The organism is Rhodococcus sp. NPDC060090, from assembly GCF_042729855.1.
Taxonomy (GTDB): domain Bacteria; phylum Actinomycetota; class Actinomycetes; order Mycobacteriales; family Mycobacteriaceae; genus Rhodococcus.
The window spans coordinates 105,693-123,361 of record NZ_JBHWXB010000015.1 but is presented as its reverse complement, the minus strand read 5'-3'; the positions used below and the strand labels follow the sequence as shown (position 1 = coordinate 123,361).

Annotated in this window: 17 protein-coding genes and 2 tRNA genes; 8 read left to right on the top strand and 11 right to left on the bottom strand. The window is 66.3% G+C overall.

Features of this window, described 5'->3' with window-relative positions; translation table 11 throughout:
- The first annotated feature begins 98 nt into the window (after positions 1 to 98).
- Positions 99 to 1,568 carry an adenylate/guanylate cyclase domain-containing protein gene (locus ACFWCF_RS20560; protein ID WP_378565253.1) on the top strand — a complete coding sequence of 490 codons (1,470 nt, stop codon included), beginning with the start codon at positions 99 to 101 and terminating at the stop codon, positions 1,566 to 1,568.
- Between the two features lie 2 nt (positions 1,569 to 1,570).
- Here the strand turns inward: ACFWCF_RS20560 and clpX are convergent, their stop codons facing one another.
- From clpX to ACFWCF_RS20535, 5 genes are all read right to left on the bottom strand, one after another.
- On the bottom strand, positions 1,571 to 2,848 hold the full coding sequence (gene clpX / locus ACFWCF_RS20555; RefSeq protein ID WP_378565250.1) for an ATP-dependent Clp protease ATP-binding subunit ClpX: 1,278 nt from the start codon (positions 2,846 to 2,848) through the stop codon (positions 1,571 to 1,573).
- A 231-nt stretch (positions 2,849 to 3,079) separates the two neighbouring features.
- Positions 3,080 to 3,742, bottom strand: a complete 663-nt coding sequence (locus ACFWCF_RS20550; RefSeq protein ID WP_378489960.1) for an ATP-dependent Clp protease proteolytic subunit — start codon at positions 3,740 to 3,742, stop codon at positions 3,080 to 3,082.
- 50 nt (positions 3,743 to 3,792) lie between these two features.
- Positions 3,793 to 4,419, bottom strand: a complete 627-nt coding sequence (locus ACFWCF_RS20545) for an ATP-dependent Clp protease proteolytic subunit (RefSeq protein WP_378565247.1) — start codon at positions 4,417 to 4,419, stop codon at positions 3,793 to 3,795.
- A 110-nt stretch (positions 4,420 to 4,529) separates the two neighbouring features.
- A complete protein-coding gene (tig, locus tag ACFWCF_RS20540; RefSeq protein WP_378565244.1) occupies positions 4,530 to 5,912 on the bottom strand; it encodes a trigger factor in 1,383 nt (460 codons plus the stop codon).
- A gap of 74 nt (positions 5,913 to 5,986) precedes the next feature.
- Positions 5,987 to 6,063, bottom strand: a tRNA-Pro gene (locus ACFWCF_RS20535).
- A 159-nt stretch (positions 6,064 to 6,222) separates the two neighbouring features.
- On the opposite strand from ACFWCF_RS20535, the gene ACFWCF_RS20530 reads away from it, so the two are divergent.
- The 3 genes from ACFWCF_RS20530 (at position 6,223) to ACFWCF_RS20520 (ending at position 8,448) form a co-directional block, all read left to right on the top strand.
- A tRNA-Gly gene (locus ACFWCF_RS20530) sits at positions 6,223 to 6,296 on the top strand.
- A gap of 137 nt (positions 6,297 to 6,433) precedes the next feature.
- Complete coding sequence (locus ACFWCF_RS20525) at positions 6,434 to 7,606, top strand: WS/DGAT domain-containing protein (RefSeq protein WP_378565241.1); 1,173 nt, start codon at positions 6,434 to 6,436, stop codon at positions 7,604 to 7,606.
- Positions 7,607 to 7,659: 53 nt separating this feature from the next.
- Entirely contained in the window at positions 7,660 to 8,448 is a 789-nt protein-coding gene (locus ACFWCF_RS20520) for a DUF1542 domain-containing protein (protein ID WP_378565238.1), read from the top strand.
- Between the two features lie 35 nt (positions 8,449 to 8,483).
- Here the strand turns inward: ACFWCF_RS20520 and ACFWCF_RS20515 are convergent, their stop codons facing one another.
- Both ACFWCF_RS20515 and ACFWCF_RS20510 read right to left on the bottom strand, forming a co-directional pair.
- Complete coding sequence (locus tag ACFWCF_RS20515) at positions 8,484 to 9,281, bottom strand: Fpg/Nei family DNA glycosylase (protein ID WP_378565235.1); 798 nt, start codon at positions 9,279 to 9,281, stop codon at positions 8,484 to 8,486.
- A gap of 3 nt (positions 9,282 to 9,284) precedes the next feature.
- A complete protein-coding gene (locus ACFWCF_RS20510) occupies positions 9,285 to 9,761 on the bottom strand; it encodes a ribose-5-phosphate isomerase (protein ID WP_378489966.1) in 477 nt (158 codons plus the stop codon).
- Between the two features lie 98 nt (positions 9,762 to 9,859).
- Here ACFWCF_RS20510 and ACFWCF_RS20505 point away from each other — a divergent pair, with 98 nt between their 5' ends.
- The gene (locus ACFWCF_RS20505; protein WP_378565232.1) at positions 9,860 to 10,816 is read left to right on the top strand and encodes an ABC transporter substrate-binding protein; all 957 of its coding nucleotides are present in this window, start codon (positions 9,860 to 9,862) and stop codon (positions 10,814 to 10,816) included.
- Between the two features lie 81 nt (positions 10,817 to 10,897).
- Here ACFWCF_RS20505 and ACFWCF_RS20500 read toward each other — a convergent pair whose 3' ends face one another.
- Positions 10,898 to 11,527, bottom strand: coding sequence for a DsbA family protein (locus ACFWCF_RS20500; protein WP_378565229.1), 630 nt, complete (start codon positions 11,525 to 11,527; stop codon positions 10,898 to 10,900).
- A 158-nt stretch (positions 11,528 to 11,685) separates the two neighbouring features.
- Between ACFWCF_RS20500 and ACFWCF_RS20495 the strand changes: the two genes are divergently transcribed.
- Together ACFWCF_RS20495 and pepN are read left to right on the top strand one after the other, a co-directional pair.
- The gene (locus ACFWCF_RS20495; RefSeq protein WP_378565226.1) at positions 11,686 to 12,927 is read left to right on the top strand and encodes an NAD(P)/FAD-dependent oxidoreductase; all 1,242 of its coding nucleotides are present in this window, start codon (positions 11,686 to 11,688) and stop codon (positions 12,925 to 12,927) included.
- Positions 12,928 to 12,989: 62 nt separating this feature from the next.
- On the top strand, positions 12,990 to 15,572 hold the full coding sequence (pepN, locus tag ACFWCF_RS20490) for an aminopeptidase N (protein ID WP_378565223.1): 2,583 nt from the start codon (positions 12,990 to 12,992) through the stop codon (positions 15,570 to 15,572).
- A gap of 79 nt (positions 15,573 to 15,651) precedes the next feature.
- Here the strand turns inward: pepN and ACFWCF_RS20485 are convergent, their stop codons facing one another.
- The 3 genes from ACFWCF_RS20485 to ACFWCF_RS20475 form a co-directional block, all read right to left on the bottom strand.
- Positions 15,652 to 16,122, bottom strand: a complete 471-nt coding sequence (locus tag ACFWCF_RS20485; RefSeq protein WP_378565220.1) for a DUF5130 family protein — start codon at positions 16,120 to 16,122, stop codon at positions 15,652 to 15,654.
- Positions 16,109 to 16,375, bottom strand: a complete 267-nt coding sequence (locus ACFWCF_RS20480; protein ID WP_378565217.1) for a hypothetical protein — start codon at positions 16,373 to 16,375, stop codon at positions 16,109 to 16,111. The genes ACFWCF_RS20485 and ACFWCF_RS20480 overlap by 14 nt, the downstream gene beginning before the upstream one ends.
- A gap of 87 nt (positions 16,376 to 16,462) precedes the next feature.
- Entirely contained in the window at positions 16,463 to 17,089 is a 627-nt protein-coding gene (locus tag ACFWCF_RS20475) for an HNH endonuclease (RefSeq protein ID WP_378489973.1), read from the bottom strand.
- Between the two features lie 181 nt (positions 17,090 to 17,270).
- Here ACFWCF_RS20475 and ACFWCF_RS20470 point away from each other — a divergent pair, with 181 nt between their 5' ends.
- Positions 17,271 to 17,663 (top strand): globin, encoded by a 393-nt coding sequence (locus tag ACFWCF_RS20470; protein WP_378565214.1) that lies wholly within the window; start codon positions 17,271 to 17,273, stop codon positions 17,661 to 17,663.
- The last annotated feature ends 6 nt before the right edge of the window (positions 17,664 to 17,669 follow it).

Below are 17,669 nucleotides of genomic sequence, written 5' to 3'. Positions count from 1 at the left end.
CCACATCGAGTAGTTCTCCGAACTACGACGGACGAGGTCACGAACTCGACAGAGTTCGTGACCTCGTTTTCCGTCGTTCGCGGCCCTATCGTTGTCCCATGGACCCGCCTGTGACGCGGTACATCCAGCGCGACGGTCACGCGCTGGCATACCAGGTCGTCGGCGAGGGGCCACACCCGGTGGCATGGTTCTTCGAAGACATGATGCATCCGGACCTGATGTGGACCGATCCTCATCTGCACTACAACTTCGAACGCTGCTCCAGCTTCGCGCGCTCGCTGTTCTTCCAGCGCCGCGGATTCGGACTGTCCGACCCCGTCGACCACGTCCCGTCGCTCGAGGAGCAGGCCGACGACGTTCTCGCCGTGCTCGACGATGCTGAAGTCGCGCAGGCCACGCTGGTCGGAGCGTCCAGCACTTGCGGGGCGGTCGCTCTGGCCGCCGCCCGATGTCCCGACCGGGTGTCCGGACTGATTCTCGCCGAACCCTGGTCCGACACCCTGGTGTCCGACGACGACCCACCGGCCGGGTGGACCGCCTCTCAACGAGACCGGTTCGTCGATTCCTATCGGGGCGCGTACGCCCGCTGGGGACACGGCGACCTCACGTCCCTGGCGCACCCTGCCCTCGATGTTCCGCACAACCGCCGCATCATGGCTCTGCTCGAACGCTGTTCGGCCACACCGGCAACCGCACAGCAACACCTAGAGTGGGCGATCCGGGCGAACTACGCGTGGGCGTTGCCGTCGATCCAATGTCCGACGGAAGTGTTGCATCAGCCCGACAGTCTGTTCGCCCGAGAAGCCGTCCGCCGGGTCGCCGAACTCGTCCCGAACGGCCGATTCCACGACCTGCCACCCATCCCGGCCGGCGCAACCCTGGGCGAGGCGTTGATCCCGGTGCTCGACCACGTGGAGGAGCTTGCCACCGGTGCGATCCGTCCGGTCGACGCGGACCGGTTCCTCGCCACCATCCTCTTCACCGATGTCGTCCACTCGACCGACCTACTCGCGGAGATCGGCGACATACACTTCGCATCGCTATTGGCCGCGCACGACAGATCGGTGCGTGTCGAGGTCGAGGCAGGCGCGGGCACGCTTGTCGGTATCGCGGGTGACGGAACCCTGAGCGTGTTCGACGGTCCGGCGGCCGCCATCCACTGTGCACATCGAATCATCCGGACCACAACAACTCTCGGGTTGTCGGTCCGTTCCGGTGTGCACGTCGGAACGGTCACCCGCGCCGGCCCGGAGTTGACCGGGATGACAGTGCACATCGGGGCCCGCATCGCCGCGTCCGCCGGGCCAGGGCAGGTCCGATGCTCACAGCGGGTGCGCGATCTCGCGATCGGCGCCGACATCGATTTCACGGACCTGGGCAGACATCGACTGAAGGGCGTCCCCGGCCAGGTCCAGATGTTCACGGCGACGAACCGGACCCGGCCTACGCACCCGGCGGCACCGCCCCGCCCGACCCTCTCCGACCGCGCAGTCCTGGCCATGGCGCGCCGGGCTCCCGGCGTACTCCGCGACGTCGCACGTCTTGCGGGACGTCGCAGCCGATCCTGAGATCAGGCGCTCTTCTCGCGACGTTCGCGGTCGGGCTTGCGCGGCACGATGGTCGGCAGGACGTTGTCGGTCACGGTCTCCGCGGTGATGACGACCTTCTCGACGTCGTCGCGGCTCGGGATGTCGTACATCACCGGCAGCAGCACCTCTTCGATGATCGCCCGGAGCCCGCGGGCACCCGTACCGCGCAGGATGGCCTGGTCGGCGACAGCTTCGAGCCCGTCCGTTGTGAACTCGAGTTCCACACCGTCCATCTCGAACAGCCGCACGTACTGCTTGACAAGGGCGTTCTTCGGCTCCGACAGGATCTCGACAAGCGATTCCTTGTCGAGGTTGGTCACCGACGCGACGATCGGCAAGCGGCCGATGAACTCGGGGATGAGCCCGAACTTGATGAGATCTTCGGGCATGACGTCGGCGAAATGGTCGGTGGTGTCGATCTCGGCCTTCGACCGCACCTCGGCGCCGAAACCGATCCCGCGCCTGCCGACGCGGTCGGAGACGATCCGCTCGAGACCCGCGAAGGCACCGGCAACGATGAACAGCACATTCGTCGTGTCGATCTGGATGAACTCCTGGTGCGGATGCTTGCGACCGCCCTGCGGGGGCACCGACGCCTGCGTGCCCTCGAGAATCTTCAGAAGTGCCTGCTGGACACCCTCGCCCGACACGTCCCGGGTGATCGACGGGTTCTCGCTCTTGCGCGCGATCTTGTCGACCTCGTCGATGTAGATGATGCCGGTCTCGGCGCGCTTGACGTCGTAGTCAGCGGCCTGAATCAGCTTGAGGAGGATGTTCTCGACGTCCTCACCGACGTAACCGGCCTCCGTGAGTGCGGTGGCGTCGGCAATCGCGAAGGGCACGTTGAGCATCTTCGCGAGGGTCTGGGCGAGATAGGTCTTGCCGCAGCCGGTGGGCCCCAGCAGAAGAATGTTCGACTTGGCGAGCTCGACCGACTCACCGCGCGCGTCGCGCGTCTTGTCGCCGGCCTGGATGCGCTTGTAGTGGTTGTAGACAGCCACCGCTAGAGACCGTTTCGCAGAATCCTGGCCGATCACATAATTGTCGAGGAATTCCCGGATCTCGGCGGGCTTGGGCAGCTCATCGAGTTTCACCTCGCTGGTTTCGGCGAGCTCCTCCTCGATGATCTCGTTGCAGAGGTCGATGCACTCGTCGCAGATGTAGACTCCGGGGCCCGCAATGAGCTTCTTGACCTGCTTCTGGCTCTTTCCGCAGAACGAGCACTTGAGCAGATCCCCGCCGTCACCGATACGTGCCATCTGTCAGGTCCCTACTTCCTCGTATGCGTGCAACCGATCCCGTGTCCGTCGACGAGCGCCGGCCCCCGGGGAGCGGGCCCTTTGATCGACCGTACCCGGACTCCGGCACGCGGGTCGACAGGTTCTTCGCGTTTCCGGCCATATTTGTGTGCGCCTGCCATGACGCGACCCACACCCTGCACAACGGCCCGGCCGAACACACTCGGTGCGGTTCGACCGGGCCGGGTGTGACTATGCCTGAGCGGACAACTTGCGGTACTCGAGCACGCTGTCGATCAGACCGTACTCGACCGCTTCTGCTGCCGTGAGGATCTTGTCCCGATCCGTGTCCTTGCGGATCTGCTCGGGGTCCTTGCCGGTGTGCTTGGCCAGCGTCGTCTCCATGAGACGGCGCATGCGCTCGATTTCCGCGGCCTGGATCTCGAGGTCGGAGACCTGACCCTGAATGCCACCCGTCGCGGGCTGGTGGATGAGCACACGGGCGTTCGGCAACGCGAGCCGCTTACCCGGAGTACCGGCCGCGAGCAGCACGGCCGCAGCCGACGCCGCCTGGCCGAGGCACACGGTGGTGATATCGGCGCGGACGTACTGCATCGTGTCGTAGATCGCCATCAGCGACGTGAACGAACCACCGGGCGAGTTGATGTACATGGTGATGTCGCGGTCGGGATCGAGCGACTCGAGCACGAGCAGCTGCGCCATGACATCGTTCGCGGACGCGTCGTCGACCTGGACGCCCAGGAAGATGATGCGCTCCTCGAAGAGCTTGTTGTACGGGTTGGATTCCTTGACGCCGTAGCTCGAGTGCTCGATGAACGACGGGAGGATGTAGCGGCTCGCCGGCGAATTCGGGGCCTGGCCGCCGAGCTGGCGCGGATCGAACATGTTGGTCATCGCTTCTCCAAGAATGTGTGGGACGTGGAGCGGGTCTGGGGGCCTCGGGCCTAGTTCGACGTGCCGCCGGCCTGCTGGGCCCGCGCGACGACGTGGTCGACGAAGCCGTATTCGAGTGCCTGCTTCGCCGTGAACCAACGGTCGCGGTCCGAGTCGATCGTGATCTGCTCGACGGTCTGTCCGGTGTGCTCGGCGATCAGCTCGGCCATCTCACGCTTGGTGTGTGCGAACTGCTCGGCCATGATGGCGATATCACTCGCGGTGCCACCGATCCCGGCGGACGGCTGGTGCATCATGATGCGCGCGTGCGGCAGAGCGTAGCGCTTGCCCTTGGTGCCGGCCGAGAGCAGGAACTGCCCCATCGACGCAGCCAGGCCCATCGCGAACGTCGCCACATCGCACTCCACGAACTTCATCGTGTCGTAGATCGCCATGCCCGCGGTGACCGAACCCCCCGGGGAGTTGATGTACAGCGAGATGTCGCGGGTCGGATCTTCCGCCGACAGCAACAGGATCTGCGCGCAGAGCTTGTTGGCGATGTCGTCGTCGACCTGGGTGCCGAGGAAGATGATGCGCTCGCGGAGCAGGCGTTCGTACACCGAGTCGCTGAGGTTCAGGCCAGCGGTGGCCGAGGTCATCGTCGGGCCGATGGATGTCGCCGGATTCTGAGGAGTCACGGGTACCTGCCTTCTCGTCAATCGTGGATTGCTGACATTGACACTAACGAAACGGGGCGGCACCGGATGCCCGGTGCCGCCCATCTTCGCTCAAAGCGGAAAAGATCCGATTACTCGGATGCCTTCTCCTCGGTCGCCTCGGCGTCCTCGGCAGGCTCATCCGAGTCGGACTTCGCGCCACCGAAGAGCTCGGAGGTGTCGACGGTCGCACCGGTGGTGTCGGTGACGGCAACCCGGTCGACGACCGTGCCGAGAGCCTTGCCGCGGCGGACGTCCGCGAAGATCGCGCCGAGCTGGTTGGCCTGGCTGATCTGCTGGATGAACTGCTCCGGCGGGATCCCGTAGCGCTGTGCCTGGAAGAAGATGCGTTCGGTCAGCTCTTCCTGCTCGACCGTGGTCTTCTCCGACTCGGCGATCGCGTCGAGGAGCAGCTGGGTCTTGACGGACCGCTCTGCCGACTCGCGAGCTTCCTTGTCGAACTCCTCGCGGCTCGAACCCTGAGCCTCGAGCAGCTTGTCGAGCTGAGCCTCATCGTGCTCGAGTTCGTGGATCGCGTCGTGCAGTGCGCTGTCGATCTCGGCCTGGACGACGGCCTCGGGCAACGGCACCTCGACCTTTTCGAGGAGCTCGTCGAGCACCTTGTCGCGGATCTGGCCGGCCTGCTCGACCTGCTTGACGCGGCCGACACGCTCACGCAGGTCTGCCTTCAGCTCGTCGAGGGTGTCGAACTCGCTGGCGAGCTGCGCGAACTCGTCGTCCTCAGCGGGCAGTTCGCGTTCCTTGACCGAGTTCACCTTGACGGTGACAACGGCTTCCTTGCCCGCGAACTCGCCGGCGACCAACGTCGAGGTGAACTCCTTCGACCCTTCGGCCTCGAGTCCGATGACGGCCTCGTCGAGACCCTCGATGAGCTGGCCGGAGCCGACCTCGTGGGACAGGCCCTCGGTGGCGGCTTCGGTGACCTCTTCGCCGTCGACGGTGGCCGACAGGTCGATCGACACGAAGTCGCCGTCCTGCACGGCGCGCTCGACGCCGGTGAGGGTGCCGAAACGCTGACGCAGCGACAGCAGCTGCTCTTCGATGTCCTCGTCCGAGATCTCGACAGGATCGACGGTGACCGCGATCTCGGAGAAGTCGGGGAGGGTGACCTCGGGACGCACGTCGACCTCGGCCGCGAAGACCAGTTCGACGTTGTCCTCGAGCTTGGTGATGTCGATCTCGGGCTGGCCGATGGCCTTGACCTCGTTCGCGGTCACAGCCTCGGAGTAGCGCGACTGGATCGCCTCGTTGACGACCTGCTCGAGCACTGCACCGCGACCGACGCGAGCCTCGAGGATCTTGCGCGGGGCCTTGCCGGGACGGAATCCGGGGATCCGCACCTGGCCGGCGAGGGACTGGAAGGCGCGGTCGAAATCAGGCTGGAGCTCCTCGAAGGGCACCTCAACATTGATACGGACTCGCGTCGGGCTCAGCTGCTCGACGGTGCTCTTCACGGACATGGCTCCTTCTTGTCGTGCTCTTGTCGGTCGTTCGTTCTCACTACTGAGCGCCCTGACGCTGTTCGATCTGGTCGGGATGACAGGATTCGAACCTGCGACCCTCCGCTCCCAAAGCGGATGCGCTACCAAGCTGCGCCACATCCCGTCGTACTGCTCCCGCCGCGGTGCCGGGGGCCGGACTGAATCCTACGGCCCCCCGATTATGAATTCCAAAGCCGGGTTCGGTACAGTCTCATCCTGCAAGCGGCGAACGCCGGAGAGCACCGGAAAACCACCCGGTGAAATCCGACAGAGCCGCAGATGCGGGGATGTAGCTCAATGGTAGAGCCCCAGTCTTCCAAACTGGCCACGCGGGTTCGATTCCCGTCATCCCCTCCAGCGAACCGCCCGTGATCTCATCGAGATCGCGGGCGGTTCTCGTTTGTGCAGCGTCCGGATCACCGTTTCGACTCGATACCGGAGTACCGACTCGAATCCGAGACCGCACGCCCGGCGGCTGTGAGAGCGTCGCCAGTGTGAGCGAGACACCCGACCGCACGTCGAGGAGGTCCGGCGAGGCGGCAACAGGGTCCGCGGCCGCGGCCTCGAGGTCGTCTGTCGTCGCAGCGGTACTCCTCGACGCCGTACCGGAATGGGATCGCGTCACCGCGATGCTCGCGCCCGGAAATCTGGAGGCCGCGGCGTTCCGGCACAGGGTGGTCGAGGTTCCCATCGGGCTCGACGTCGCGCGACGCAACGGCGACCACGACGACGTCCCGTGGCATCTCGACCGGATGTCGCTGACGGGAACTGCTGGTTTCTCGGACGTGCTGTCGATGACTCCTGCTGTTCCCGAGACCGTCGACGCTCATCGCGCCGGCTGGGGCCTGACGCTCGTGGACGGGCTCACCGGCGGTCAAGCGGCACTCGTGATCAGCATCGTGCGCCCCGAACGCGACGGGCACAGTGCATCCACACCGGACGACGCACAGCACGGCTCGGTGTGGGCGTGGTTGCGCAACCTGTCGGAACACACCGCGGACGCGATTCGCTCGTCGACCGAACTCGTCGTGGACAGCACCTCGGATCTGATGAAGGCGATCCTCGCACCGGCGTCGCAGCCGCTCCCCCACCGCGCGATCCCCACAGGTGGAACACATCGGCTTCATACCCTCGACATCTCCCGCGACGAGATGCGCGACGCAGTGGATCGCGCCGGATGCGGACTCGAAAGTGGTGTCGCGGCCACGGTGCTCCTCGGATATGCGTCGTACCGGCAGACCCACGGCTCCCCCTCGGACGACCTGTTCGCCGCGATCCCGGGCACCGGATCCGAAAAACCCGCGCACATCTCTCTCGGCGGCACCGAGATCGACGACGGGCCGGTCGATCTGATGCGACGCATCGACCGCGTGACCGCAGGTGCGCCCGACGACCCCAGTGTGCTTCCCGCAACTCGGATGTTCGGCCACGACGACGTGCTCACCTGCACGGTGCCGGGTTCGACGACACCCCTGTTCGTGGCGGGCGCGGGTATCGCGCGCTATTACGGATTCGGCCGCACCCTCGGGTCGGCGGTCAACGCGACCCTGATGTCGTACCGCGACATGTGCTGTGTCGGGCTCACCGTCGACCCTGCCGCAGTGCCCGACCGCAAGGCGTTCGACGAGTGCCTGCGTGCGGGACTGCAGACCGTCCTCGACAGCTGACCGGATCGGTACGCTGGGGCCTGTACCGAACGACCTCGTCGTAGGGACTCATCGTGGAAATTTTGCTCATCTTCGCAGCCGTGGCCGTCGTCGTGTACTTCGTCGCTCGCTCGCAGAAGAACACCACCCGACACGCTGCCGGAAACCTGGACGACGCCAAAGCGGACGCCCGCCAGGCCATCGAACGGCTCGGCGGCCAGATCTACAACCTCACCGGTACCGACGACGCGTCGCGGCAAGCGCTCGCGGACGCCGCCGAGCGCTTCACGGCCGCCGGTTCGCAGATCGACCAGGCACAATCCCCCGTTCAGGCGCGACTCGCGAAGCAGACGGCGCTCGAAGGGCTTTACTACATCCGCGCTGCCCGCACGGCGATGGGCATGGACCCTGGGCCGGAGATCCCCACTCTCGACGGTCAGAAGTCTGCAGGATCGGTGACCGAAGATCGTGAGGTCGAGTTCGAGGGCCGGCAGGTCGCTGCGTCGCCGTCACCCTCGGCACACACCCCGAACTACTACCCGGGTGGCCGTGTCGCGGGCAGGCCGGTCCCTGCAGGGTGGTACTCCGAGCCGTGGTGGAAGCCCGCTCTGGTCGCGGGTGCGTGGGGCGTGGGTTCGATGCTCCTGTTCTCGTCACTGTTCGCGGGTATGGCGGGGGTGCCGTACGACGCGCAGGCTTTCGAGAGTGGTCAAGCGGACGGCACGGACGGTGCCGCGGGCGACAACATCGGTGGCGACGACGGCGGTGGTGGCGGTTCCGACGGCGGTGGCGATGATTTCGGTGGCGGCGACTCATTCGGTGGCGACAGCGGGTTCGGCGACTTCGGGTTCGACGGGTTCTGAGCTACTCGTCCCTCACTCACTCCGATCGACAGAACTCACTCCGATTGACAGACCGGGCACCAGAACAGATTCCGCGCGCCCATCACCTTGTGGAGCACCGGTGCGCCGCACACTCGGCACGGATCCCCGGTGCGCCGGTACACGTAGGTACGGGGTCGATCCTTCGCGTATGCCGGTGCGCCGTGGTCGTCTTCAGTGCGTACGACATGCATACGGCCACGCGCCATTCCGACCTGCATCAGCTCGACGAGATCGGCCCAGATCGCGTCGAATTCGGCGCGTGAGAGATTCTTGCCGGGTCGTTCGGGATGGATTCCGTGCCGGAACAACACTTCGGCGCGGTAGACGTTGCCGATTCCCGCGATCACCGATTGATCCATGAGCAGGCCACCGATCGGGCTGCGGGAACGGCTGATCCTCGCCCACGCCTGCTCCGGATCGGCGTCGGCGCGTAGCGGATCGGGACCGAGACGCGCTTCGATCGCGTCGACCTCGCCTTCCGTGAGGATCTCGCACGCGGCCGGTCCTCGCAGGTCGCTGCCGTGTCCGGAACCGATCATCCGCATGCGGACCTGCCCCGTGGGTTCACCGAGTGGAAGTTCGGAATCGGTGAACGCCCCGTAGATTCCGAGGTGCACGTGCACCGTCAGCGCGCCCTCGTAGTGGTGGAACAGGTGTTTGCCCCAGGCGTCGGCGTGCGTGAGAACGCGCCCGTTCACCGTCGCAGCGCCCTCGTCGAAACGCCCCTGAGGACTGGACACCCGCACCGGCGCACCCGCGTACCACGCGTGGTGCAACCGGGCGAGCCGGTGCAGGATGTGTCCTTCGGGCACCGGTCAGTTCGCGCCCGGTACCGCAGGTGCGTCGCCGGACGTCTCGTACTCGGCGAGGATGTCGATGCGACGCTGGTGCCGCTCCTCGTTCGACCACTCTGCCGCGAGGAAGGCGTCGACGATCGCGAGCGTCTCTTCGAGGGAATGCATCCGGCCGCCGATACCGATCAGCTGGGCGTTGTTGTGCTCGCGGGCGAGCTTCGCGGTCTCGACGCTCCACGCCAACGCGCAGCGCGCACCGGGGACCTTGTTCGCGGCGATCTGCTCACCGTTGCCGCTGCCGCCGAGGACGAGTCCGAGACTGCCCGGATCGGCAACAGTGCGACGCGCGGCCTCGATGCAGAACGCCGGGTAGTCGTCGAGTGCGTCGTATTCGAAGGCGCCGCAGTCGACGGCTTCGTGGCCGTTCGCCGTCAGGTGCTCGATGATCTGATTCTTCCGTTCGAAGCCGGCGTGATCGGCTCCCAGGTAAACGCGCATGGAGCGAGTCTAGCGAGACGACCCGACGGGACGTGAACCGCTCACACCGGACGGGAGTGAGGTTTTCCTCACCTAAGTCGAACCGCTAAGTTGAGCGAATGTTCACAGCACAAGGGCGCTCGACGCGCGTCATCCTGACCGCAGCCGCTGCCGCCACGGCCATGCTTCTGTCGGCCTGCGGGTCGACCTCGTCCGACGAGGCCACTACAGGGGACGAGGCGTCCACCGACGCGTCCTACACCGTCGAGCACGCGATGGGTGAGACGACGATCGAAGGCACGCCCGAGCGCATCGTCGTCATCGATTCCCCGCATCTCGACGCCCTCGTCGCACTCGGCATCACGCCGGTCGGCGCCACCGAATCGGGTGCGGCGACCGGTGTCCCCGAGTACCTCGCCGACGAACTCGAGGGAATCGAAACCGTCGGCCCGACGATGGAGCCCGACCTCGAAGCCATCGCGAGCCTGAACCCCGATCTGATCATCGGCGCGCAGGTACGGCACGAAGCGCTCTACCAGCAGCTCTCGGCGATCGCCCCGACCGTCTTCTCCGTCAACTCGGGTACCGAGTGGGAAGAACAGGCCCGCATCACGGCCGCCGCGGTGGGCGAGACGGACGAGATGGAAGCGCTGCTCACCGGGGTCGAGGAACGCGCCGTTCAGGTCGGCAAGAACATCGGCGCAGAGGGGCAGACCGCCTCGATGGTCCGGTTCCGGCCCGACAACTTCCGTCTCTACGGTCCCGACACCTTCTCGGGGACCATCCTCACCCAGGTCGGCTACGACCTCGGTGCGGATCGCGCCTGGAACGAGTACTCGATGCTCGAGCTCAGCCCCGAGAACTACACCGAGATCGACGGCGACGTCGTCTTCTTCACCAATCCCGGAGGCAATCCAGCCGCGACCACCATGGCAGCGGTCACCGGCCTGTGGGGCGCGCAGCCCGGGGTCGAGGCCGGGAAGGTCTACGAGTTCGAGGACGAAACCTGGATGGTCGGTATCGGTGTGGTCGGCGCGAACACCATCCTCGACGACCTCGAGAAGACCCTCGGCTGACACATTCCCCTACGACACACAAGTCGTTCCTCCGGCTCGTCCGAGCCGGAGGGACACCTTTTCTCTCGATCCGATCGATCGTCAGTCGAACGACGGATCTTCGTCGCGGCTGCGCTTGAGTTCGAAGAAGTGCGGGTACGACGCGAGCGCGACCACTCCGTCCCATACCTTTCCTGCCTCTTCGCCGCGCGGGATCTTCGACAGCACCGGCCCGAAGAACGCGACACCGTTGACGTGGATCGTGGGGGTCCCCACGTCGGGACCGACGGCGTCCATCCCGGCCGCGTGGCTCTCCCGCAGCGCCTTGTCGTAGTCCTGGCTGTCGGCGGCCTGCGCGAGAGCGGGATCGAGGTCGAGTTCGGCGAGGGCACCGGCGATGACGTCGGTGAAGTCCTTGTTGCCCTCGTTGTGGATGCGTGTGCCCATCGCGGTGTACAGACTCTCGAGGATCTCGTCGCCGTACTTCTGCGACGCGGCGATCGCGACGCGGACAGGGCCCCAGGCCGTCTTCATCATTTCGGCGTACTCGTCGGGCAGGTCGCGGCCTTCGTTGAGTACGGCGAGGCTCATCACGTGGAAGTGTGCCTCGATGTCGCGCACCTCGGTGACTTCGAGGATCCATCGCGAGGTGATCCAGCACCACGGGCACAGCGGGTCGAACCAGAAGTCTGCGGTGTCCTTGCCTGCGGTACCTGTGGTCGGGTCGCTCAAGATGATCTCCTCACGAAAGTCGGGTTACAGGGAATGCAACACCGTTTCGCGAGGCATTCTTCCCGATCGTCGCCGCACCGGCGCATCGTCCCCGTACCGTCGGACGGGAGGACCTGGACGTACAGCGTCGAGCACGCACACGAACGAGAGGTCATGCGATGCCGGGTGAGAAGACGTTCGTGATCGTCGGTGCAGGCCTGGCGGGCGCGAAGGTGGCAGAAGAACTTCGGGCCCGCGATTTTCCCGGCCACGTGGTGTTGTTCGGCGCGGAGGAACACCTGCCGTACGAACGACCGCCGCTGTCGAAGGAATACTTCGCGGGCGGCAAGCGACTGCTCGAGTTCACCGTGCAGCGCGGCGACTGGTACCGAGATCATCGCGTCGACCTTCGTCTCGGCACGACCGTCACTGCGATCGACCCCGCCGCGCACACGGTCGTCCTGCCGGACGGATCGACCGTGCACTACGACAAGTTGGCGCTCGCGACCGGGTCGCGCTCCCGGCGCCTGCCTCTCCCGGGGGCCGATGCGCCGGGTGTTCACGTCCTGCGCACCGTCGGTGAGGCAGACGAGCTGCTCGCTGCGATCCGGCGCGATGACGGCACCGCCGCGCGCCTCGTGATCATCGGCGCAGGATGGATCGGACTCGAGATCGCCGCAGGCGCGCGGGGGTACGGCGCCGACGTGACGGTGATCGAATCCGCACAGACACCCCTGTCCGGGTCGCTGGGCCCGGAGATCGGCGCGGTGTTCGCCGACCTGCACCGGGCGCACGACGTCGATCTGCGGCTCGGTGCCTCGGTGCGTGAGATCGCCGTCGACGGTGGCCGCGCCACCGGGGTCGTTCTCGCGGACGGCAGCACGGTGCCTGCCGATGCGGTGCTCGTCGCGGTCGGTGCGGCACCGAACGTCGAACTCGCCGAGGATGCGGGCCTGGCCGTCGACGGCGGGGTTCTCGTCGACGCATCGCTGGCCACAAGTGATCCCGACATCGTCGCGGTCGGCGACATCGCAGCGGCCGAACATCCCGCACTCGGTGGCCGCGTCCGGGTCGAGCACTGGGCCAACGCGCTCAACCAACCTGCCGTTGCCGCTGCCACGATGCTCGGCATCGACGCCTCCTACGACCGCCTCCCCTACTTCTTCACCGACCAGTACGACCTCGGGATGGAATATGTCGGGCTCGCCCCACCCGATTCGCGGGTGATCACACGCGGAGACGTCGCGAAGCGCGAGTTCCTCGCATTCTGGCTCGACGGCGACAACAAGGTACTGGCCGGCATGAACGTGAACATCTGGGACGCCGGCGACGACATCCGCGCACTCGTCTCCTCGGGTTCACCCGTCGATCCTGCCCGCCTCGCGGACACGAGCGTGCCGTTGTCGAGCGTCGCCACCTGAGCGCGACCCGACCATGATGGGATGGGTTCCGACCGACATCCCGTCGTGAGAAGGAGTTTCCTGTGGCACCACCGAACCTGACCCGCGAGCAGGCCGCCGAGCGGGCAGCGGTCCTGCGCGTCGACAACTACACCATCGTTCTCGACCTCACCGACGGGTCCGGAGCACCGGGGGCCACTACGTTCCGGTCCGTCACCACGGTGACGTTCGACGCGACCGAGGGCGCGTCCACCTTCATCGATCTGATTGCGCAGACCGTGCATTCGGCCACGCTCAACGGCTCGCCCGTGGACGTGTCCGGATACAGCGAGGACACCGGCATCGCGCTCACCGGGCTCGCTGCGCACAACGAGCTCGTCGTCGACGCCGACTGCCTGTACACGAACACCGGCGAGGGACTCCACCGCTTCGTCGATCCGACCGACGACGCGGTGTACCTGTACTCACAGTTCGAGACTGCCGACGCCAAGCGGATGTTCGCGTGCTTCGACCAGCCCGATCTCAAGGCCACCTTCGATCTGTCGGTCACCGCGCCCGCAGACTGGCAGGTCATCTCGAACTCCGAGACAGTGCAGACCACCGCCGCATCGCCCGGTCAGCACATCTTCCGCACCACACCGAGGATGAGCACCTACCTCGTCGCGCTCATCGCGGGTCCGTACGCCCAGTGGACCGACACCTATACCGACGAGCACGGCACGATCCCACTCGGCCTCTACTGCCGCGCGTCCCTCGCCGAGTTCATGGACGCCGAACGTCTGTTCACGGAGACGAAGCAGGGCTTCGGTTTCTACCACGAGAACTTCGGCATCCCGTACGCCTTCGGGAAGTACGACCAGCTGTTCGTGCCGGAGTTCAATGCGGGCGCAATGGAGAATGCCGGCGCCGTGACCTTCCTCGAGGACTACGTCTTCCGGTCCAAGGTCACCCGCTACTCCTACGAGCGTCGCGCCGAGACGATCCTGCACGAGATGGCGCACATGTGGTTCGGCGACCTCGTCACCATGCGGTGGTGGGACGACCTGTGGCTCAACGAGTCCTTCGCGACGTTCGCGTCGGTGCTCTCGCAGGCCTCGGCCACCGAGTACACCAACGCATGGACGACGTTCGCGAACGTCGAGAAGTCGTGGGCGTACCGGCAGGACCAGCTTCCGTCCACGCACCCGATCGCCGCGGACATTCCCGACCTCGCCGCGGTCGAGGTCAACTTCGACGGAATCACGTACGCGAAGGGCGCCTCGGTACTCAAGCAGCTCGTTGCCTACGTCGGGCAGGAACCCTTCCTCGAAGGCCTGCGGGCGTACTTCCGCGACCACGCCTTCGACAATGCGACGTTCGACGACCTGCTCGCCGCGCTCGAGAAGTCGTCGGGACGCGACCTGTCGGGATGGGGCGCCCAGTGGCTCAAGACGACGGGCCTGAACATCCTGCGTCCCGACTTCGAGGTCGACGGCGAGGGGAAGTTCACCCGCTTCTCGGTACTGCAGGAGGGTGCTCAGCCCGGTGCCGGTGAGTACCGGGTGCATCGTCTCGCGATCGGCGTCTACGACGACGACGGCTCGGGCACACTCGTCCGCACCCACCGCGTCGAGATCGACGTCGACGCAACCGAGCGCACCGACGTCCCCGAGCTCATCGGCGTGGACCGCGGCAAGTTCGTGCTCGTCAACGACGACGACCTGACCTACTGCTCGGTCCGGCTCGACGACGAGTCGCTCCGCACGGTGACCGAACGAGTCGGCGACATCGCCGAGTCACTGCCGCGCACGCTGGTGTGGTCGGCGGCGTGGGAGATGACCCGTCAGGCCGAACTGAAGGCACGTGATTTCGTAGCGTTGATCCAGCGCGGTATCGCCACGGAGACCGAGGTGGGCGTCGTGCAGCGCCTTCTGATGCAAGCGCACACGGCAATCGGCAGCTACGCCGATCCCGCGTGGGCCGATACGTCGGGCTGGAGCGACTACACGAACCGATTGCTCGCACTGGCACGTGAAGCCGAGCCGGCATCCGACCATCAGCTCGCGTTCGTCAACGCATTGTCGACGGCCAGGTTGTCGCCGTGGCACACGGAGGTCTTCGAGGAGCTGCTCGGCGGCGATCCGGCGGAGGTCGGTCTGCCCGGTCTGGTCGTGGACACCGATCTGCGGTGGCGTCTGGTGCAGGCACTTGCAGCTGCCGGGGAGGTCGACGCCGAAGGGGTCGAGTCGCCGTTCATCGATGCGGAAGCGGAGCGTGACCCGACCGCAGCCGGTGCCCGGCAGGCAGCGACGGCACGCGCGGCCCGTCCGCAGGAGGCGGTCAAAGCTCAGATCTGGCAGACGGTGGTCGGCGACGACACCGTTCCGAACATCACGGCCCGCGCGATCATCGGCGGCTTCGCACCCGCCGGTCAGTCGGAGTTGCTCGAACCTTACGTGGCCCGGTACTTCGCGGAGGTGCCCGATGTGTGGGAGCGCAGGTCCAGCGAGGTCGCACAGACCGTGGTCGTGGGCCTGTACCCGTCCTGGTCGATCAGCGAGGCTTCGGTCGCGGCCGCCGACGAATTCCTCGCCGGTGATCGGCCGCCGGCACTGCGTCGCCTGATCACGGAGGGACGCGCGGGCATCGTGCGCTCGCTGCGGGCACAGGCGTTCGACGCGTCCTGACGACGGAACGCAAACGGCCCGATGTCACCTTCGGTCACTCTAGTGACCGAAGGTGACATCGGGCCGAAGAAGCGGGGTCCTACTGGGTGATGATCGCGTTGGCGATCACGCGGACGGCACTGATGATGCCGTCGATGAGCTGACCCTGACCGAACGGCCCTACCGCCGCGGTCACGCCGAGCTGAGCGATCCGGTCGGTGACCTGGGCGGCGTCGCGTCCGCTGCGGACCTCGACGGCCTTCTGGTTCGGGTACACGGCGATGAGCACCGAGTTCTCGGCCTCGGGCGTCGACGGGAACACCGTGTCGGTGGCGGCAGCCGGATCCTGCGCATCGGCGATGTACACGTTGAAGCGCACGCCGGTGGCGCGGATCGCGGACGTGAGCGTGTCGTCGAGGGCGATCAGGTCGTCGTCCTCGAACGGCGGGCCCGCGAACTCGATACCGTCGGCACGGGCCTCGGAGATCCGGCCGCTCGACGTCAGAGCCGCGGCGTGCGGCAGGGGCGCGTCGGTGCGCGCCGGGGCATGAATCACGTCACCACTTGCCACTTGCGGTCCCTCCGATCAGGTCTGCCGGTGCACCGGCTGCGTGCCCGTGATGTGCGTGGCGACCGTGCGGGGTCACCTCGTCGGTTGCGCTCCACAGCAGGGCACCGTGCTGCCACTCGTCGCCGAGCCTGTACGGGTTGTCGGACGCGGCCGGGCCGGGCTTGCGGGGTGCCGTCCAGGAGAAAGCCGCGAAGACAAGAACGATCAGCAGCGGGATGCCGACGAATATCAGCGTTGTCTCGAGAATGCTCACAGGGAGAAGGTATCCCAGGTGGCAACGAAAGACCTCACATGCCCCGGATTTGGTCCCTGCTCGAGTACGTTTTCCTGTTCGCGACGGTCAGGCAGCGCCCTCACCGAGGTACGGAAGCCACGTCGGGTGCAGGTCCTGCAGGGTGGCCAGCAGGCGCCAATGCCTACCCTTCGGAGGCACCAGGGACGCACGCAACGTCCACCCGAGCTCGCTGAGCAGTTTGTCTGCCTTCTTGTGGTTGCACGGTGCGCAGCACGCCACGCAGTTCTCCCAGGCATGCGCTCCACCGCGACTCCGGGGAATGACGTGATCGATGGTTTCCGCCTTGGAGCCGCAGTACGCGCAGCGATTGCTGTCGCGGTGCATGAGCGCGGCCCGGGTCATGGGCACCCGCGCGTGATAGGGCACCCGCACGTAGGTGCGCAGCCGGATCACCGACGGCAGCTGCACCGACCATTCTGCCGATCGAACCATCGGTGCGAGCGGGTCGTCGTGCACAGTGTCGGCCTTGCCACCTGCCATGAGGACCACGGCGCGTCGCGCGGGAAGCGCCGTGAGCGGCTCGTAGGTGGCGTTGAGCAGCAGGACCCGACGTTTCACCCAGTCGGGTAGACCGACGTCGTCGCGTACCAACTGCAGTGTGGTGGCCCCCGGCGCCCCGATCGGGGCGTCCGCGGGCGACAGTTGTCGATGTGCTGTGCTGCCGTGCTTCATACGACCTCCGGAAGACTGGAAACAGTGCACCACGGATACCTCCGAATCGCACCCGAAATCCGCGGACGAATCAAGGGCCGACCGGTGAACATCCTGTGTCGTCGGTACCGGCGGGTACGCCACCCCGTACAGGCATGCCTTCTCCGGTGCGGGCACAATGGCCGGTGAGAGGGAGGTAACGATGACCGACCAGCAGACCTTCTACGACGAGATCGGCGGCGCCGAGACCTTCCGCAAGATCGTCGCGCGTTTCTACGAAGAGGTGGCGAAGGACGAGATCGTCCGCCCCCTCTACCCGGAGGAGGATCTCGGCCCGGCGGAGCGCCGCATGCGGATGTTCCTCGAGCAGTACTGGGGTGGTCCACGCACCTACTCGGACGAGCGCGGTCACCCACGACTGCGGATGCGTCATCATCCGTTCAAGATCGGTCCGCTCGAGCGCGACGCCTGGTTGCGGTGCATGCACACCGCGATCGCATCGATCGACGATCGCACGCTCGACGCCGCGCATCGTCGTCAACTCGTCGACTACATCGACATGGCGGCGGACTCGCTGGTGAACTCGCCGGTGTGACCGACA

Bases quoted from the DNA above. Each gene is read 5' to 3' on its own strand.
- clpX (WP_378565250.1), bottom strand. From the start codon at position 2,848: ATGGCACGTATCGGTGACGGCGGGGATCTGCTCAAGTGCTCGTTCTGC.
- ACFWCF_RS20550 (WP_378489960.1), bottom strand. From the start codon at position 3,742: ATGACCAACATGTTCGATCCGCGCCAGCTCGGCGGCCAGGCCCCGAAT.
- ACFWCF_RS20505 (WP_378565232.1), top strand. From the start codon at position 9,860: ATGTTCACAGCACAAGGGCGCTCGACGCGCGTCATCCTGACCGCAGCC.
- ACFWCF_RS20510 (WP_378489966.1), bottom strand. From the start codon at position 9,761: ATGCGCGTTTACCTGGGAGCCGATCACGCCGGCTTCGAACGGAAGAAT.
- ACFWCF_RS20495 (WP_378565226.1), top strand. From the start codon at position 11,686: ATGCCGGGTGAGAAGACGTTCGTGATCGTCGGTGCAGGCCTGGCGGGC.
- ACFWCF_RS20470 (WP_378565214.1), top strand. From the start codon at position 17,271: ATGACCGACCAGCAGACCTTCTACGACGAGATCGGCGGCGCCGAGACC.
- ACFWCF_RS20560 (WP_378565253.1), top strand. From the start codon at position 99: ATGGACCCGCCTGTGACGCGGTACATCCAGCGCGACGGTCACGCGCTG.
- ACFWCF_RS20475 (WP_378489973.1), bottom strand. From the start codon at position 17,089: ATGAAGCACGGCAGCACAGCACATCGACAACTGTCGCCCGCGGACGCC.